The sequence below is a fragment of the Thiomonas sp. genome (assembly GCF_054608695.1).
In genome coordinates this window covers 26971-43940 of the sequence record NZ_JBTRXV010000030.1, presented here as the reverse complement: position 1 = coordinate 43940, position 16970 = coordinate 26971, and the positions used below count along the sequence as shown (strand labels likewise).

13 protein-coding genes, 3 tRNA genes and 1 pseudogene are annotated in these 16970 nt (G+C 65.4%); 10 read left to right on the top strand and 7 right to left on the bottom strand.

The annotated features are described in order from the left end of the window. Positions 1-180: 180 nt before the first annotated feature. Positions 181-1380: an IS4-like element ISCARN35 family transposase gene (locus ACYCUK_RS11605; protein WP_461594917.1), complete on the top strand. Its 1200-nt coding sequence runs from the start codon at positions 181-183 to the stop codon at positions 1378-1380. Positions 1381-1683: 303 nt separating this feature from the next. Next, positions 1684-2025, top strand: a pseudogene (locus ACYCUK_RS11600) (IS1634 family transposase); the annotation flags it as partial. A 351-nt stretch (positions 2026-2376) separates the two neighbouring features. Here the strand turns inward: ACYCUK_RS11600 and serB are convergent. Together serB and mfd are read right to left on the bottom strand one after the other, a co-directional pair. Continuing rightward, positions 2377-3267, bottom strand: coding sequence for a phosphoserine phosphatase SerB (serB, locus tag ACYCUK_RS11595; protein WP_461594916.1), 891 nt, complete (start codon positions 3265-3267; stop codon positions 2377-2379). A 78-nt stretch (positions 3268-3345) separates the two neighbouring features. After that, a complete protein-coding gene (gene mfd, locus ACYCUK_RS11590; RefSeq protein WP_461594915.1) occupies positions 3346-6999 on the bottom strand; it encodes a transcription-repair coupling factor in 3654 nt (1217 codons plus the stop codon). 55 nt (positions 7000-7054) lie between these two features. On the opposite strand from mfd, the gene ispD reads away from it, so the two are divergent. The 7 genes from ispD to pssA all read left to right on the top strand — a co-directional run bounded on the left by ispD (position 7055) and on the right by pssA (position 13781). Beyond that, entirely contained in the window at positions 7055-7786 is a 732-nt protein-coding gene (gene ispD, locus ACYCUK_RS11585; RefSeq protein WP_461594914.1) for a 2-C-methyl-D-erythritol 4-phosphate cytidylyltransferase, read from the top strand. Then, complete coding sequence (gene ispF, locus ACYCUK_RS11580) at positions 7779-8285, top strand: 2-C-methyl-D-erythritol 2,4-cyclodiphosphate synthase (RefSeq protein WP_461594913.1); 507 nt, start codon at positions 7779-7781, stop codon at positions 8283-8285. The genes ispD and ispF overlap by 8 nt, the downstream gene beginning before the upstream one ends. Positions 8286-8541: 256 nt before the next feature. After that, positions 8542-10344, top strand: a complete 1803-nt coding sequence (locus ACYCUK_RS11575; RefSeq protein WP_461594912.1) for an acetolactate synthase 3 catalytic subunit — start codon at positions 8542-8544, stop codon at positions 10342-10344. 172 nt (positions 10345-10516) lie between these two features. Continuing rightward, complete coding sequence (gene ilvN, locus ACYCUK_RS11570) at positions 10517-11008, top strand: acetolactate synthase small subunit (RefSeq protein ID WP_112486392.1); 492 nt, start codon at positions 10517-10519, stop codon at positions 11006-11008. Positions 11009-11041: 33 nt separating this feature from the next. After that, positions 11042-12058 (top strand): ketol-acid reductoisomerase, encoded by a 1017-nt coding sequence (gene ilvC, locus ACYCUK_RS11565; protein ID WP_112486391.1) that lies wholly within the window; start codon positions 11042-11044, stop codon positions 12056-12058. A 154-nt stretch (positions 12059-12212) separates the two neighbouring features. Then, entirely contained in the window at positions 12213-12866 is a 654-nt protein-coding gene (locus ACYCUK_RS11560; RefSeq protein ID WP_461594911.1) for a phosphatidylserine decarboxylase, read from the top strand. Positions 12867-12884: 18 nt separating this feature from the next. Next, positions 12885-13781, top strand: coding sequence for a CDP-diacylglycerol--serine O-phosphatidyltransferase (gene pssA / locus ACYCUK_RS11555; RefSeq protein ID WP_112486389.1), 897 nt, complete (start codon positions 12885-12887; stop codon positions 13779-13781). Between the two features lie 196 nt (positions 13782-13977). Here pssA and wrbA read toward each other — a convergent pair whose 3' ends face one another. Beyond that, positions 13978-14580, bottom strand: a complete 603-nt coding sequence (gene wrbA / locus ACYCUK_RS11550) for an NAD(P)H:quinone oxidoreductase (RefSeq protein WP_461594910.1) — start codon at positions 14578-14580, stop codon at positions 13978-13980. Between the two features lie 188 nt (positions 14581-14768). Between wrbA and ACYCUK_RS11545 the strand changes: the two genes are divergently transcribed. After that, the gene (locus tag ACYCUK_RS11545) at positions 14769-15167 is read left to right on the top strand and encodes a winged helix-turn-helix transcriptional regulator (RefSeq protein WP_461594909.1); all 399 of its coding nucleotides are present in this window, start codon (positions 14769-14771) and stop codon (positions 15165-15167) included. Here the strand turns inward: ACYCUK_RS11545 and ACYCUK_RS11540 are convergent. The 4 genes from ACYCUK_RS11540 to ACYCUK_RS11525 form a co-directional block, all read right to left on the bottom strand. Continuing rightward, positions 15164-16468 (bottom strand): SGNH/GDSL hydrolase family protein, encoded by a 1305-nt coding sequence (locus tag ACYCUK_RS11540; RefSeq protein WP_461594908.1) that lies wholly within the window; start codon positions 16466-16468, stop codon positions 15164-15166. The two genes, ACYCUK_RS11545 and ACYCUK_RS11540, sit on opposite strands and share 4 nt — an antisense overlap. Beyond that, positions 16468-16560 (bottom strand) — tRNA-Leu (locus tag ACYCUK_RS11535). Before ACYCUK_RS11535 ends, ACYCUK_RS11540 begins: the two co-directional genes overlap by 1 nt. 44 nt (positions 16561-16604) lie before the next feature. Beyond that, a tRNA-Cys gene (locus ACYCUK_RS11530) sits at positions 16605-16678 on the bottom strand. 191 nt (positions 16679-16869) lie between these two features. Next, positions 16870-16945: transfer RNA gene (locus tag ACYCUK_RS11525), tRNA-Gly, on the bottom strand. Positions 16946-16970: the final 25 nt, after the last annotated feature.

Sequence of the window (16970 nt, the reverse complement as noted above, 5' to 3'; positions counted from 1 at the left end):
TCCGCTGGACATTTCCAGCCCATTGCGGCAGCGCCTGCGTTTGCTGGCGGCCCACCGGAGTTCGACAGTTCGCACCCGAAATCACCTGAAATCGGTCTTTGCGGTCTAGGCCCAATACTGTTCAGATAGAAGAAACTCATTGATAATCCATGTTTGTCGAAACTGCGATGGGCATGGACGATGGCGAGAACCCGCAAGGCGCTACCAGCGAAGGTGGACGTTGCGCATCTGATCAGCGCTGGTGTGCTGGCCAGCGTGTGCCCACGAGCGTTGATCGAGGAGGTGCTGGCCGAGACGGGCAAGGCGAGTCAACGCGAACGCCTGCTGCCGGCACCGGCGGTCGTGTACTACGTGATGGCGCTCGCCCTGTGGCGCGAGGCGCCGCTGGAGGAAGTGCTGCGGGTGGTGTGCGAAGGCCTGCAATGGCTCGGCGGCGGCGAGGCGGGCGCGGTGCAGGCCAGCAAATCGGCGATCTCTCAGGCGCGTACCCGGTTGGGCCCGCAGGTCATGCGCCGGCTCGCCGAGCGCGTGCTGCGGCCACTGGCCGATGTGGGGACGCCGGGCGCGTGGTACCGAGGGCTGCGCATCATGGCGCTGGACGGCAGTTGCATGGACGTGGCCGACGAGGCGGCCAACGCCGAGTACTTCGGCTATCCGGGTGCCTCACGCGGCCAGAGCGCCTTCCCGCAGGCGCGCTTGCTGGGCCTGGTGGAGTGCGGCACGCATGTGGTGACGGCCGCCGAGGTGGCCCCCTATGGCCATGGCGAGCAGGCCATGGCCGCGCAATGGCTACCGGCCAAGCTCCAGCCCGACATGTTGGTGTTGGCCGACCGCAACTTCTACGGCTTCAAGCTCTGGCGCATCGCCTGCGCCAGCGGCGCCAAGCTGGCCTGGCGGGTCAAATCCAACCTCAAGCTGCCGGTGGAACAAGTGCTGCCCGATGGCTCGTTCCTCAGCACCGTCTTCGACAGCGCGGACAGGCAGCGCCGCGAAGGGCAGATCGTGCGCGTGATCGAGTACACGCTGCACGACTCAGCCACCGCGGTGCACGACAGCTACCGGTTGGTCACCAACATCCTCAACCCCGAACAGGCGCCGGCGCTGGAACTGGCCGCGCTGGACCACGAGCGCTGGGAGATCGAGGGGGTGTTCGACGAGTTCAAGACGCACCTGCGCGCCAACAGCACCGTGCTGCGCAGCAAGACGCCAGAGCTGGTCCAGCAGGAGTTGTGGGGCTTGCTGCTGGCGCACTTCGCCATCCGGCAGTTGATGGCGCAGGCTGCGTGGCCGCGCGGCCTCGACCCGGACCGCTTGAGCTTTACGCACGCCGTGCGCGTCATCAAACGCAAATTGCCGCAAGCCGCGGCCGTTCCCCCCTGAGCGTTTGACGGCGTGGCGCGACGCCGTGCTCGATGAGATCTCGCGCGGTCGCTGCGTCAGCAGTCGCGGACGCTTCAACCCACGCGGTGTGAAGCGCAAGATGAGCAACTTCAACGTGCGCCATCGAGGCGAATTGCTCCACCAACGGCATCAGCCAACGCCAGCGCTACGTATCTGAACAGTATTGGGTCTAGGCGCGACGCGCACTGACGTGCGATTGGGGCCGAAGTGCGTGTGGTGGCACGTTTGCATCCGCATGCTGCCTGACTTCCATGCGTTGGAGGAAGGCCGCATGGTGGCGGCGTGTTCGTGAAAGCCACCAGTTCAGGCGGCCGCCGCGAGGGGCAACGCGTCGCGTCGCATCGCGACGAGGCCGGGCGGGTCAAGCCGCAGCGCACGGTGGCCACGCTCGGGCGCGCCGATCAGGCTGGCGGACAACTCGACAGCGTGATTCGGGGCCTGCAGCGGCTGCGCGGCCAGACGCCGGTTGGCGAAGCGCAAGCTGCCGGCGGGCCTGCCCTGCAGAACGTCGCGTTCGCGCCCAGCCGCAACCTCGGCGACGTGTGGGCGCTGACCAAGCTTTGGGAGGAACGGGGATACGGCGAGTTCAGGCGCGTGTTGCGTCGCACGCGCCGCCGCTTCGATGGTGCTCAACCGACGGCGCGATCCGACATCCAAGCGTGTTGCGCTTCACTCTTGAAACCGCCATGTTCTGAGCCAACTCGGAAGGATTGAGAGGGCTATCTGCAATCTTGCGCAGCGCTTTCGGCGCGTCCTCCATGGGCGGATCTCCCACCGAATAGTCGCCAATATCAGTTCGTTTTTTTACCACTGGGGTAAGTCTTCGAGACAGCGATGTGACCCGTAAGGCTAACACGGGGGTCTACGTCACAATAAACCCATCTTAGTGACACTATTGCAGAATCTATAGGCCTGCTGCAACGCATATGTTGTGAGTTGTTTCGGTCATTGGTTCGACCGTGTTGGAAGGCGCGCTCAGGCCTCGAACAGCCACAACGCTCCATCCAACCCGCAAACATTCAGCGCCGCGTTTGCCGCATCCTGCACCGCCGGCTTGGCGTGGTAGGCCACGCTGAGGCCTGCGGCGTCCATCATCGCGAGGTCGTTGGCGCCGTCGCCGATGGCGATGGCTTGTTGCGGGATGCAGCCGATGCGGGTGCAGGCGTCGAGCAGTGCTCGTCGTTTGCCTTGGGCGTCGACGATGGGGCCGAGTGCGTGGCCGGTGAGCTTGCCGTCGTGCATCTCCAGGGTGTTGGCGGCGACGAAGTCCAGGCCCAGGCGCTGCTGCAGGCGTTCGGTGAACCAGGTGAAGCCGCCGGTGGCGAGCAGCACTTTGAGGCCGGCGGCCCGGGCTGCAGCAATCAGCGCCTCGGCGCCGGGGTTGAGGCGCAGCCGGGCGTACACCTCCTCCAGCGCGCTCTCGGGCGTGCCGGCGAGCAGGGCGAGGCGGCGGCGCAGGCTTTCGGCATAGTCGGCAATCTCGCCGCGCATCGCGGCTTCGGTGATGGCGGCGATCTGCGCTTTCTTGCCGCTGGCGGTGCCGAGTTCGTCAATGGTTTCCATGTCCACCAGGGTGGAGTCCATGTCCAGCACCAGCAGCTTGAAGTCGGCCAGGCGCAGGCCGGCGGGGACGACGGCCCAGTCGATGCCGTGCTCGCGGGCGATGGCTGGCATGAAGCCGCGCACCACATGCGGGTCGACGCCGATGTCGCGCAGGCGCATGGCATGCGCGCCCCAATCACCTTTCGGGCCTTGCGGGCCGGGGAGTTTTTCCAGCCCGCCGGGTTGGGCGTGCTCGGCGATGCGCGCGACGAGGTCGGCATTCAGAGTGATGGGTGCGGGAACTTGCAGAACGAGGTGGTGCATGGCTGGGGTTGTGGTGCCAGATCGCGGCGGATGGGGCGGGGTGGGTTTGGGAAGGAAGGGGCGTTGAGCTGAACGGCCTCAGGCCGCCAGGGCCTCGCCGCGCGGCTCGCCGAGCAGACGCAGGGTGTCGCGCACCAGGCGGGCACGGGTGGGCGCGTCTTTCGCATCGCGCTCGATGCGCAGCCGGTCGTTGCCGGCCAGGCGCACATGGCGGTGGTTCTGCACCAGCCAGATGATGCGGGCGCCATCGATGGGCGGGTTGGGGCGGAACTGGATGAGCGTTTGCTTGTCGGCCGCATCCACCTTCTGCACGCCGTAGCGTGCGGCCAGCAGGCGCAGGCGGTGGGTCTCCAGCAGGTTGAGCGCGGCGCTGGGCATGCGGCCGAAGCGGTCGACGATTTCTTCCGCCACGTCCTGCAGCTTGGCTTCGTCACCCGCGCTGGCGAGCCGCTTGTACAGGCTCAGGCGCGCGTGCACGTCGGGGCAGTAATCGGCCGGCAGCAGGGCCGGTTCGTGCAGGTTGATTTCGGTGGTCACGCCCAGCGGGTGCAGCAGGTCGGGCTCGCGCCCGGCTTTGAGCGCCTTCACCGCTTCGCCCAGCATGTCGATATACATCTGGTAGCCGACCTCCTGCACATTGCCGGATTGCGACTCGCCCAGCGCCTCGCCGGCGCCGCGAATTTCCAGGTCGTGCATGGCGAGGTAGAAGCCCGAGCCCAGTTCTTCCATCTGGGTGATGGCGTCCAGCCGCTGCAGCGCGGTTTTGGACAGCGACTGCACTTCCGGCACCAGCAGATAGGCATAGGCCTGATGGTGCGAGCGCCCGACGCGGCCGCGCAACTGGTGCAACTGCGCCAGACCGAACTTGTCGGCGCGGCTCATGACGATGGTGTTGGCGGTGGGCACGTCGATGCCGGTTTCGATGATGGTGGAGCACAGCAGCACGTTGAAGCGCTGGGCGTGGAAGTCGCGCATCACGCGCTCCAGGTCGCGCTCGTGCATCTGGCCGTGGGCGATGGCGATGCGCGCCTCGGGAATCAACTCGGCCAGCATCTCGCGCCGCCGCTCGATGCTCTCCACCTCGTTGTGCAGGAAGTAGACCTGTCCGCCGCGCTTGATTTCGCGCAGCACCGCTTCGCGAATCACCGCCTTGCTTTCGTTGCGCACGAAGGTCTTGATCGCCAGGCGCTTTTGCGGCGCGGTGGCGATGACGGAGAGGTCGCGCAGTCCTTCCATCGCCATGCCGAGCGTGCGTGGAATGGGCGTGGCGGTGAGGGTGAGCATGTCCACCTCGGCGCGCAGGGCTTTCAGCGCCTCTTTATGGCGCACGCCGAAGCGGTGTTCCTCGTCGACGATGACCAGGCCCAGTCGCTGGAACTTCACGTCGGCCGACAACAGCTTGTGGGTGCCGATGACCACGTCCACCGTGCCGGCGGCCATGCCCTCGAGTGCGGCTTTCACCTCCTTGCTGGTGCGAAAGCGCGACAGCTCGGCAATCTTCACCGGCCAGTCGGCGAAGCGGTTGCGGAAGGTTTCCACATGCTGCTCGGCCAGCAGCGTGGTGGGCGCGAGCACGGCCACCTGCTTGCCACCCATGATGGCGATGAAGGCGGCGCGCAGGGCCACCTCGGTCTTGCCGAAGCCGACGTCGCCGCACACCAGGCGGTCCATCGGCCGGGGCGAGATCATGTCCTGCACCACGGCGTGAATGGCGGCGCGCTGGTCCGGGGTTTCTTCGAAGCCGAAGCCGGCGGCGAAGGCCTCGTAGTCTTGCGCGGCGTAGCGGAAGGCATGGCCGGGACGTGTGGCGCGGCGGGCATAGATGTTGAGCAATTCGGCCGCGGTGTCGCGCACCTGTTCGGCCGCTTTGCGCCGCACCTTGTCCCACTGGCCGGAGCCCAGGGTGTGCAGCGGCGCGTTGTCCGGGTCCACGCCGCTGTAGCGGGCAATGAGGTGAAGCTGGGCCACGGGCACATACAGCGTGGCCGCTTGCGCATAGCTCAGGTGCAGGAACTCGGCCGGGCCGTCGCCCAGGTCCAGCGAGGTCAGGCCCTGGTAGCGGCCGATGCCATGCTGCTGGTGCACCACCGGGTCGCCGGGCTTGAGTTCGGAGAGATCGCGAATCAGGTTCTCGACATCGCTGGCGCGCTCTTGCGTGCGGTGCCGGCGCTGGCTCGGGCTGAGGGCGAACAGCTCGGTCTCGGTCAGCAGGGCGATGCCGGCATCGGGCAGGGCGAAGCCGGCGGCGAGCGGGGCGACGACGAGGCCGAAGGCCGAGTCGGCCGCGGCGAAAGCGGCCCAGGACTCGGTGACGCGCGCGTCGAGCCTGGATTCGCGCAGCAACTCCAGCAGGGTTTCACGCCGCCCGGCGGACTCGGCGCAGAGCAGGACGCGCAGCGGATGCTGGGCATCGCGTTGCCCCGCCTCGAGCCAGGCCTGCAGGCGGCGCAGGGGCTGCTCGCTGCGCCGCTCGATGGACAGGTCGGGCAGGGCGCGCGCGGGCAGGCCGGGCACGGGCTTGGTTTGCAGCGCCGCAAGGATTGGGGACGCCGAGGATGGCAAATCGGATGGCGTTTCGGCAGAGGCTTCGGGACTTGCAGCCGGTTCGGCGGCGCCCGGCGCTTCGGACTCGTCAGCGGCCAGCTTCGCCGCGAAGGTTTGGGCGCCGCTGCGCAGGCCGAGCTGCGCCAGGGGCTTGATGCGCAGGAAGAATTCTTCCTCGCTCAGGTACAACTCGCCGGGAGCCAGCGCCGGGCGCTCGGGGTCGTGGCGCAGCAGGCGCCAGCGGTCGGTGGTGTCGGTCCAGAACTGGCGCATGGCGCCGGTCACGTCGCCCAGCAGCACGACGCCGGCATGCGCGCCGGCGTAGTCGAGCAGGGTGGCGGTCTGCTCGAAAAACAGCGGCAGGTAGTACTCGATGCCGGGGCCGGCCACGCCGCTGGCCATGTCCTTGTACAGCGGGCTGCGGCTCGGGTCGCCCTCGATGCGCTCGCGCCACTGGGCGCGGAAACGCTGGCGCGCGGGTTCGTCCAGCGGAAACTCGCGGCCCGGCAGCATGCGCACGGTCTCCACCGGGTAGAGGCTGCGCTGGCTGTCGGGGTCGAAGGTGTGGATGGACTCCACCGTGTCGCCGAACAGGTCCACCCGCAAGGGCAGGGCGCTGCCCATGGGGTGCAGGTCGAGCAGGCCGCCGCGCACGGCATACTCGCCCGGCGCCACCACCTGGGTCACATGGGCATAGCCGGCCAGCACCAGTTGCGCGCGCAAGGCGGCTTCGTCGATGGCCTGACCCTTCTGGAAACTGAAGGTGGTGGAAGCGAGAAAAGCCGCTGGCGGCAGGCGCTGCAGCGCCGTGGTGGCGGGCACCAGCACCACATCCAGCGCCGCGTGGTGCAGCGTCCAGAGCGTGGCCAGGCGCTCGGAGACCAGATCCTGATGCGGCGAGAACGCGTCGTAGGGCAGGGTTTCCCAATCGGGCAGCACGCCGCAGCGCAGGCCGGGCGCGAACCACTGGATTTCGGCCAGCAGGCGCTGGGCGTCGGCCGGGTCGCCGGTGACGACCACCCACGGCCCGCGCCCAGAGGTTGCGGGGCTGCGCGACTGCGCCAACTCGGCCAACAACAGGGCGTCGGCGCTGCCGGCGGGCTTGGGCAGGGCGTGGCGGTTGCCGGGTTTGAGCGTGGGCAGGCCGGGCGCGAGAAACAGAGGTTGCGGGGAGGAGGTTCGGGACATCTCTAGAATTTTCGCAGGTGCGGCCTTTCGCCGTGCGCAAAGCGAAGCGATGTCCATGCATGCCCTCATTCCCTGCGCGGGCTCGGGCGCACGCCTGCCGGGCGATGTGCCGAAGCAATACCGCCAGTTGGCCGGCGCAGCGGTCGTCGCCCATACGGTGCGGGCGTTTCTTGCCTGCCCGCAAGTCGCCTCGGTGCACGTGGTGGTGCAGGCAGGTGATGCGCAAGCGCGGGCGGTGCTGCCGACTCACCCACGCTTGCGCATCCACGAAGCCGGTGGCGCCACCCGCGCGCAGACGGTGCTGCAGGGTTTGCGCGGTTTGCGGGCGCAGGGTGCGGGTGAGCAGGATTGGGTGCTGGTGCACGACGCTGCGCGCTGCTGCATCACGCCCCAGGCCATCGCCGGCTTGATCGAAGCCTGTCAGCACGACGCCGTGGGCGGCCTGCTGGCCCTGCCGCTGCCGGATACGCTGAAACAGGCCGCAGCCGACGCCAATGCGCCGCAGACCGTGCGCGTTGCCGCAACCCTGCCACGCGACGGCCTGTGGCTGGCGCAGACGCCGCAGATGTTCCGCCTCGGCACCTTGTTGGCGGCCTTGCAGCAGAGCGATCCGGCCGGGATCACGGATGAAGCCTCGGCGGTGGAGCGCATGGGGCTGCGGCCCAAACTCGTGCTCGGCAGCGGCAGCAATTTCAAGGTGACGTTCGCCGACGACCTGATTCTTGCCGAGGCCTTGATCACGACGCGTGCCCAGCATGCCGCAACCCCAGGAGCCGAACATGCATGAACCGAAACTGGAATGGCGCGTGGGGCAGGGCGAGGACATTCATGCCCTGGTTCCCGGCCGCAGACTGGTGCTCGGCGGTGTGGAGATTGCGCACCACAGCGGCCTGCTCGGCCACTCGGATGCCGACGCGCTGCTGCACGCCATCACCGACGCGCTGCTGGGCGCGGCCGGGCTGGGCGACATCGGCACGCATTTTCCGGATACCGACCCGCGCTACAAGGGCGCCGACTCGGGTGCCTTGCTGCAGGCGGCCATGGCCGCGCTTGCCGCGCAAGGCTGGCAGGTGGTGAACGTGGACAGCACGGTGCGAGCCCAGGCCCCGAAGCTGGCGCCGCACCGCGAAGCCATGCGGCAGTCCATCGCCCGGCTGCTGGCCATTGCGCCGGAGCGGGTGAACGTCAAGGCGAAGACGGCCGAGCGCCTGGGCTTCGTCGGCCGGCAAGAGGGCATGGCCACCAGTGCGGTGTGCCTGTTGCAGCGCGAAACACCCATGTGCTGAAGGTCGCGTGCGCTTGGGTTGCGTCGGCTGGTGGCGCCGGTTTGTCGCAACGCGTCCTTGTCCGTGATGCGGCGCCGCATTACACTTGATGGTTTCGCCAGTCATCAACTTGCTGAGCGCGGGCCTCCTGTGTTGTTTTGGCCTACGCTTGAACCAGCAAACCCACAAACTGCGCGATGAAGCTTCAAGAGCAGGTCACAAGCCTGGCTGGAGAGGCGCCAACGGTCTTTCGTCAGAGAAATTCATCGAGGTGATCATGGACATGTCCAGAACTGAAATTCAATCGGCCGCAACGGCCGCTGCGCAGCAAACTCCTCACAAATCGTCTTCCGGCGCCGCTGAAATCACCGGTTCCGAGATACTCGTGCGTTGTCTTCAGCACGAGGGCGTCAAGTACATCTGGGGCTACCCCGGTGGCGCGGTGCTCTACATCTACGACGAGCTGTACAAACAAAAAACCATCCGGCATGTGCTGGTGCGCCATGAGCAAGGCGCGGTTCATGCGGCCGACGGCTATGCGCGCGCCAGCGGCGAAGTGGGCGTGGCGCTGGTGACCTCGGGGCCGGGTGCGACCAATGCCGTGACCGGCATCGCCACCGCCTACATGGATTCGATTCCGATGGTCATCATCACCGGCCAGGTGCCCACCTTCGCCATCGGGCTCGACGCCTTCCAGGAATGCGACACGGTCGGCATCACCCGCCCCATCGTCAAGCACAACTTCCTGGTGAAGGACGTGAAAGACCTGGCGCTGACCCTGAAAAAGGCCTTCCATATCGCCCGCAGCGGCCGCCCCGGCCCGGTGGTGGTGGACGTGCCCAAAGACGTGTCGCGCGACACCGCGCCGTTCCATTACCCCGAGCATGTGGAAATGCGCTCCTACAACCCGGTGCGCAAGGGCCACGGCGGGCAGATTCGCAAGGCCGTGCAGTTGCTGATGCACGCCAAGCGCCCCTATCTCTACAGCGGTGGCGGCGTGGTGCTGGCCAATGCCTCCGACAAGCTGCGCGCACTGGCCACGCTGCTGGGCCTGCCGTGCACCAACACGCTCATGGGGCTGGGTGCGATTGCCGCATCCGACCCGAAGTTCCTCGGCATGCTGGGCATGCACGGCACCTTCGAAGCCAACATGGCCATGCAGCACAGCGACGTGGTGCTGGCCGTGGGCGCGCGCTTCGACGACCGCGTCATCGGCAACCCCAAGGACTTCGCCCAGATCGAGCGCAAGATCGTTCACATCGACATCGACCCTTCGTCCATTTCCAAGCGGGTGAAGGTGGACGTGCCCATCGTCGGCGACGTCGGCGAGGTGCTGACGGAGCTGATCGAGCAGATCGAGCAGTTGAAGGCGGCCGGCCAGCGCCAGGACATGGCGGCCCTGGCCACCTGGTGGGGGCAGATCGAGGAGTGGCGCAAGCGCGATTGCCTGAAGTACGAGAAGTCCGATCAGGTCATCAAGCCGCAATACGTCATCGAGACGCTGTACGAGCTGACGAAGGAGCGCGAAACCTATGTCTGCTCCGACGTCGGCCAGCACCAGATGTGGGCGGCGCAGCACTACCGCTTCGACCATCCGCGGCGCTGGATCAACTCCGGCGGCCTCGGCACCATGGGCGTGGGCCTGCCTTATGCCATGGGCATCAAGCTGGCCAAGCCCGATGCCGAATGCGTGGTGATCACCGGCGACGGTTCGATCCAGATGAACATCCAGGAACTGGCCACCTGTCTGCAGTACGGCACGGCGGTGAAAGTGCTGCTGCTGAACAACGGCTACCTCGGCATGGTGCGGCAGTGGCAGGAGATTGAATACTCCGGCCGCTACTCGCATTCCTATATGGATTCGCTGCCCGACTTCGTCAAGCTGGCCGAGGCCTACGGCCATGTGGGCATGCGGGTGGTCAAGCCCGAGGACGTGCGCCCGGCGCTGGAGAAGGCCTTCGCCATGAAAGACCGCACCGTGTTCATCGACTTTGCCGTGGATCCGACCGAGAACGTCTGGCCCATGGTGCAGGCGGGCAAGGGCATCACCCACATGCTGCTGGGGTCGGAAGATCTCTGAACGGTGGGCTGGCCGCGGCCGTGCAGCGGGCTCACCCGTCCCCGCGCAGCGCGACGGTCGCCAGCCACTTGTGGAGCCGCCCCGTTTTTCATCCATTTCCATCCACCATCACGCCTCAAGAGCCAGGCCCCGCTTACCGGCGGCGCACGAAGCCTGAGGTGGGAGATTGCACATGAAACACATCATCGCCGTCCTGCTCGAAAACGAACCCGGCGCCTTGTCGCGCGTGGTCGACCTGTTCGCCGCGCGCGGCTACAACATCGAGTCGCTGTCGGTGGCGCCGACCGAAGACGATTCGCTCTCGCGCATGACCATCGTCACCAGCGGCTCGGACGAAGTCATCGAGCAGATCACCAAGCATCTGAACCGCCTGATCGACGTGGTGAAAGTGGTGGACCTCACCGAGGCCAACTACATCGAGCGCGAGCTGATGATCATCAAGCTGCGCGCCGTCGGCAAGGAGCGCGAGGAGATGAAGCGCATGGCCGACATCTTCCGCGGCCGCATCATCGACGTCACCGACAAGACCTACACCATCGAGCTGACCGGCGACGAAGCCAAACTCGACGCCTTCATCCAGGCGGTGGAGCGCACTGCCATTCTGGAAACCGTGCGCACCGGCGCCAGCGGCATCAGCCGCGGCGAGCGCGTGCTGCGCGTTTGAGCCAACCAACCCATTTCATCCCGAGGAGCTGACATGAAAGTGTTTTACGACAAGGACTGCGATCTTTCCCTCATCAAGGGCAAGAAGGTCACCATCATCGGCTACGGCTCGCAAGGCCATGCCCATGCCCAGAACCTGAACGACAGTGGCGTGAAGGTCACCGTCGGTCTGCGCAAGGGCGGTGCGTCCTGGGACAAGGCGAAGAAGGCCGGGCTCACGGTGAAGGACGTGGACGACTCGGTCAAAGGCGCCGACGTCATCATGATCCTGCTGCCTGACGAGAACATCGCCCAGGTGTACCGCGACCACGTCGAGCCCAGCGCCAAGAAGGGCGCGGCGCTGGCCTTCGCCCATGGCTTCAATATCCATTACGGCCAGATTGCGCCCCGCGCCGACCTGGACGTCATCATGATCGCGCCCAAGGCCCCCGGCCATACCGTGCGCAACACCTACACCCAGGGCGGCGGCGTGCCCCACCTCATCGCCGTGGCGCAGGACAAATCCGGCAAGGCACGCGATCTGGCGCTGTCGTACGCCATGGCCAATGGTGGCGGCCGTGCCGGCATCATTGAAACCAGCTTCCGCGAAGAAACCGAGACCGACCTGTTCGGCGAGCAGGCCGTGCTGTGCGGCGGCGCGGTGGAACTCATCAAGGCCGGTTTCGAGACGCTGGTGGAAGCCGGATACGCGCCCGAAATGGCCTACTTCGAGTGCCTGCACGAACTCAAGCTGATCGTCGACCTGATCTACGAAGGCGGCATCGGCAATATGAACTACTCGATTTCCAACAACGCGGAATATGGCGAGTACGTCACCGGCCCGAAAATCGTCACCGACGACACCAAGAACGCCATGCGCCAGGCCCTCAAGGACATTCAGACCGGCGAATACGCCAAGAGCTTCATCCTGGAAAATCGCGCCGGCGCTCCCACGCTCATCTCCCGCCGCCGCCTCACCACCGAACATCCGATCGAGAAGGTGGGCGAGCAGCTTCGCGCCATGATGCCTTGGATCAAGGCCAACAAACTGGTGGACAAGAGCAAGAACTGATTGGCCTTGAAAGAAAGGCAGTGCCGCGCCTGCAGGCGCGCTTCATGCCGGCCCTGTGCGACGCTTCGAACAGGGCCGGTTGTGCTTCGAAAGACCTGGAAATGATTCGAATGTCGCGGCCTGACTGGCCAACCCCCGCGACTACACTGCACCCATGCACTATCCCCATCCCATTCTTGCCCGCGAAGGCTGGCCGTTCATCGGCGGCATCGTCCTGATTTCGATTCTGGCCTGGCTGTTCGCCGGTTTCTGGTGGTCATTGCCGTTCTGGCTCGTCAGCATCTTCGTCATCCAGTTTTTCCGCGATCCGCCGCGTGCCGTGCCGCAAGATCCCTTGGCCGTGCTTGCTCCGGCCGATGGCCGCATCGTTGCCATCGAGCGTGCCCACGACCTCTACGCCAAGCGCGATGCGCTCAAGATCAGCGTGTTCATGAATGTGTTCAACGTGCATTCCAACCGCGCACCGGTCACGGGCATGGTGCTGGCCGTGAGCTACTTTCCGGGGAAGTTTTTCAACGCCGACCTCGACAAGGCTTCACTCGAAAACGAGCGCAATGCCGTGGTCATTCAGCACAACGCCCGCATCGTGACGGCGGTGCAGGTGGCTGGCCTGATTGCGCGCCGCGTGCTGTGCTACACCAAGCCCGGCGATCAACTGCAGCGGGGGCAGCGTTTTGGTTTCATCCGCTTCGGCTCGCGTGTCGATCTCTACTTGCCACTCGACACCGTGCCCCGCGTGTCCATCGGCGACAAGGTCTACGCCACCAGCACGGTGCTGGCGGCGTTCCCCGCCGACATGCCAGCCTGAATCCAGGGGGAACTCGCCATGCCACGTAACGTCACACGATTTCCAGACTCCGCCCAGCGGTCGGGTGGCGGCAGCAAGCGCGCGGCAGACGAGGACGAAGGCCTGGACCCAGGCCTGCCCGATCCGGGAGAAGACTTGCATCACCTGCCGCAGCGCCACCGGCGCGGCATTTACCTGCTGCCCAACTCATTCACGGCTGCGGCTTTGTTCGCCGGTTTCTACGCCATCGTCATGGCCATGGGGCAACGCTACGACCTGGCCGCCACGGCCATCTTTGCTGCGATGGTGCTCGACAGCCTGGACGGCCGGGTTGCCCGCCTGACCCATACCCAGAGCGAGTTCGGCGCGCAATTCGACTCGCTGGCCGACATGGTGTCGTTCGGTGCGGCGCCGGCGCTCATCATGTACCAGTGGTCCCTTCACGGTCTGGGCAAACTGGGCTGGCTCGCGGCTTTCGTCTACTGTGCCGGAGCGGCGCTGCGCCTGGCGCGGTTCAACACCAATATCGGCGTGGTCGACAAGAATTACTTCCAGGGCTTGCCCAGCCCGGCCGCCGCAGCGCTGGTGGCGGGGTTCATCTGGATCATGTCGGATGCCAGCGTTCTCGGCACCCATGTACCCTGGGTCGCCTTCGCCATCACCGCGTTTGCCGGCGTCACCATGGTGACCAATGTGCCGTTCTACAGTTTCAAGGCCGTGAGCCTGCGGCGCAGCGTGCCGTTCATCACGATGTTCCTGATCGTGCTGCTCATCGGCTTGATCGCCTACCGACCGCCGCTGGTGTTGTTTGGCCTGTTCGTGCTGTACGCGCTGTCGGGTTACGTGCTGTATGCCTGGCGCCGCTTTCACGGTAAAACGGCCAGCGTGATTTCCACCTCAACGGACGAGCCCGACGAGCGCGGGCTGCACGGTTAGGTCGCCGCGTCGTCACGAGCCAGCATGAAACGGCTGGCCAGCGGCCGATCATCATGCTCGGCGCGCTGATGGGGACGCCAATCAGCGTGGACATGGTGGGCGCAGCAGCCGCGCGCTGACCGGCCACGCCGCGTACTCGCAATGGACTGTCCATCACGCACCGTCTCCGGCGCCCACCCTGTGCCACGCTCCTGCTTCAGCCGAAGAGCTTTTTCGTGATGCCAGCGACATGCGCACCCTGAAACTTGGCAATGGCCAGTTCGTTGGCGCTTGGCATGCGGCTGCCGTCGCCCTTGCTCAAGGTGGTGGCGCCGTAGGGCGTGCCGCCAGAGATTTCGTCCATATTGGTGAGTTGGGGGCAGGCGTAGGGCACGCCCACCACGATCATGCCCTGGTGAAACAAGGTCGTGTGGAACGAGGTGATGGTGGTTTCCTGGCCGCCATGCTGGGTGGCGGTACTGGCGAACACGCTGCCCACCTTGCCCACCAGCTTGCCCTGCTGCCAGAGGCCGCCGGTCTGGTCGAGGAAGTTGCGCATCTGCCCGCACATATTGCCAAAGCGGGTTGGGGTGCCGAAGATGATGGCGTCGTACTCGGCCAGTTCTTCCGGCTTGGCGATCGGAGCGGCTTGCTCGGTCTTGGCGTGGATCGCGGCCACAGTCTCCGGGGGCATGGTTTCGGGCACACGCTTGATCGTCACGTCGACGCCCGGAACCGAACGCACGCCTTCGGCCACTTCCTGCGCCATGCGCTCGATATGCCCCCAGGTGCTGTAGTACAGAACAAGAACTTTGGCCATGAAAAACTCCTTGTAGGGTGGTGGTTGAAGACCTTATGATGCATTCATTGGTTGTAAAAATGAAGTAGGTACTTTTTAGTAACTACATGGTTTTACCAATGCTTACGTATCGGGCCCGTGGCGAAGTGGACATCTCAGCCGAGATTCGAGATGTCGTCGCCATCCTGGCGCATTCATGAGACCCAGCCATGTCAAGCGAAACCACCGTCGAATGTCCGATGAACGCGCTGTTGCGCATCCTGATGGGGCCTTGGACCAGTTACATCCTCTGGACCTTGCGGCAGCAGGGGCCGCAGCGCTTTGGTGTGCTCAAGCGTCTGATTCCAGGGATCTCCTCACGGGTCTTGACCGAACGGCTCAGGATGCTGGGCGACGCGGGCGTGGTTCACCGCGAACCGCTGATGACCATTCCGCCGCAAGTGACCTACAGCCTCACCCAGCGTGGCGCCGAGCTCTCGCCGGTGCTCGACGCACTGGACGCGCTTGCGCGCAAATGGAGCGAAGAAGATGTTCGCGCAGGCCGGGCCTTTCCCCAGCCAGCCTCCGCCAGCCCTGAGAAGACCACCGTGCTGGCGACAGCTGCCTAGCGAGTCTGTTCGGCAAGGCCCACGGCGCTGGGGGCAGCGAGTCGTAAAAATCGAATCGGCACGGCTGCCGCCATGGCGGCATAGCCAGCATCGCTGGGGTGCACGTGGTCGCCGCTGTCGAAACGTGGCAGCAAACGGGCTGGGTGCGCAGGGTCGCGCAGCGCCGCATCAAAGTCGATGACCCCATCAAAAGCGCCACTGCTGTGCATCCAGGCATTCACCGCCTGCCGGATGGCTTCGCGACTGGCTGGCAGACTCGCGGGGGTGATGGTGCCGCCATAGATGGCCACACCCTTCGCATGAGCTTGAGCAATCAAGTCCTCGTAGCCCGCGATCAGTTCGGCCGCGGTCACTTTCACATGCGGCACATCGCAGTCCAGGCCGGGGTGGGGTGGCACGAAGCCGAAATTGATGTCGTTGATGCCAACCAGGAGGATGACGGCGCGAACGCCTGGCTGCCCGAGCGCGTCGCGCGAAAACCGCTGCAACAGGCTCGGGCCATAGCAAGGCGAGTCATGGAGCAGACGGTTGCCGCTGATGCCGGCGTTGAGCACGGCCAGGTGATGCATGCCGGCCGCGCGCAAGCGTCTGGCAAGATTATCCGGCCAGCGCCGGTTGGCGTTGAGCGTCGAACGCATGCCATCGGTGATCGAGTCGCCGATGGTCACCAGCGCCGCGCTGTGCTCGCTCGGGCCGACCTCGACGTCCATGCCGTCGAGCCAGAGGTAGGCGGTGAAACGCCGCTGAAAAGCCGCGCCGCTGGCGTCCTTGCTGAAATTGCCATGGGCGGCAATGAAGTTGACCTGGCTGGCAATCTTGTGCCAGGTCGTGGGTGCGATGCGATCAGGCATCCAGAAGCTGACCGTCATGGCCTTGCCCGCCACGACCGGCAAGGCAACGGCATCGCTCAGCAAGGCCTGCCCGGCTGGTATCGACAGCGCGTCCCCGCCATCGAAGGTGACCTCGTGCAGCGTGTCCCGCCGCACGGCTGCGCCATGCGCGGATGCCGCCACGGTCACTCCGCCAATGCGCAAGGCCTGCGTGCCGAAACGATTGCTGATGCGCAGCCGCAAAGCCTTGCCTGAAAGCGTGGGCAGCACAATCTGGCGTACTGTCACCCCGTCCAGAGTCGGAGCGCGGTTGAAGCCCGGTGCAGCCGGGTTCAGCGACACAGCCTGAGGCGCCACCATCCATGAACCAACCCAGCGATCGGGCGACTTGGCGGTCAGCTGCTCAGCGCCCGAGGCCAGCGGGATGCTGCAGGCAAGCAGCACGCCCAGCGCGAGGCGAGGAAAGCTCATGGTGCCCGGAGCCGGGGTCGAACCGGCACGCCCCTTTTCAGGAAAGCGGCGGATTTTAAGTCCGCTGCGTCTACCAATTTCGCCATCCGGGCAAGTCGCATCGATGTAAGGCTAGCAAGGGCTGCTGCATGGATGCTGGAGGCGGGGGTCGGAATCGAACCGGCATAGACGGCTTTGCAGGCCGCTGCATAACCACTCTGCCACCCCGCCAAGGGTAGGCTGCTTAACGAAAGGTTTGGAGTCAACGCACAGGCCCTGCGAGACCGTATGTTCATGCATGCGCGTTGCAGGCCGTGGCGCCTTGCTTGTGCTGTGCGCACATGTCCAAATTCTCGCCGAAAAAAAAGGGAAGTGCAGGGCTTCCCTTGTTTGGAACAACAACATCAAACGCGTTCAATATTTGGAGCGGGAAACGAGGCTCGAACTCGCGACCTCAACCTTGGCAAGGTTGCGCTCTACCAACTGAGCTATTCCCGCGAAGCCAGAAATAATACCGCAAAAA

Excerpts from the sequence above, each read along its gene's own strand:
- ACYCUK_RS11605 (WP_461594917.1), top strand. The coding sequence starts at position 181 with ATGGCGAGAACCCGCAAGGCGCTACCAGCGAAGGTGGACGTTGCGCAT.
- serB (WP_461594916.1), bottom strand. The coding sequence starts at position 3,267 with ATGCACCACCTCGTTCTGCAAGTTCCCGCACCCATCACTCTGAATGCC.
- mfd (WP_461594915.1), bottom strand. The coding sequence starts at position 6,999 with ATGTCCCGAACCTCCTCCCCGCAACCTCTGTTTCTCGCGCCCGGCCTG.
- ispD (WP_461594914.1), top strand. The coding sequence starts at position 7,055 with ATGCATGCCCTCATTCCCTGCGCGGGCTCGGGCGCACGCCTGCCGGGC.
- ispF (WP_461594913.1), top strand. The coding sequence starts at position 7,779 with ATGCATGAACCGAAACTGGAATGGCGCGTGGGGCAGGGCGAGGACATT.
- ACYCUK_RS11575 (WP_461594912.1), top strand. The coding sequence starts at position 8,542 with ATGGACATGTCCAGAACTGAAATTCAATCGGCCGCAACGGCCGCTGCG.
- ilvN (WP_112486392.1), top strand. The coding sequence starts at position 10,517 with ATGAAACACATCATCGCCGTCCTGCTCGAAAACGAACCCGGCGCCTTG.
- ilvC (WP_112486391.1), top strand. The coding sequence starts at position 11,042 with ATGAAAGTGTTTTACGACAAGGACTGCGATCTTTCCCTCATCAAGGGC.
- ACYCUK_RS11560 (WP_461594911.1), top strand. The coding sequence starts at position 12,213 with ATGCACTATCCCCATCCCATTCTTGCCCGCGAAGGCTGGCCGTTCATC.
- pssA (WP_112486389.1), top strand. The coding sequence starts at position 12,885 with ATGCCACGTAACGTCACACGATTTCCAGACTCCGCCCAGCGGTCGGGT.
- wrbA (WP_461594910.1), bottom strand. The coding sequence starts at position 14,580 with ATGGCCAAAGTTCTTGTTCTGTACTACAGCACCTGGGGGCATATCGAG.
- ACYCUK_RS11545 (WP_461594909.1), top strand. The coding sequence starts at position 14,769 with ATGTCAAGCGAAACCACCGTCGAATGTCCGATGAACGCGCTGTTGCGC.
- ACYCUK_RS11540 (WP_461594908.1), bottom strand. The coding sequence starts at position 16,468 with ATGAGCTTTCCTCGCCTCGCGCTGGGCGTGCTGCTTGCCTGCAGCATC.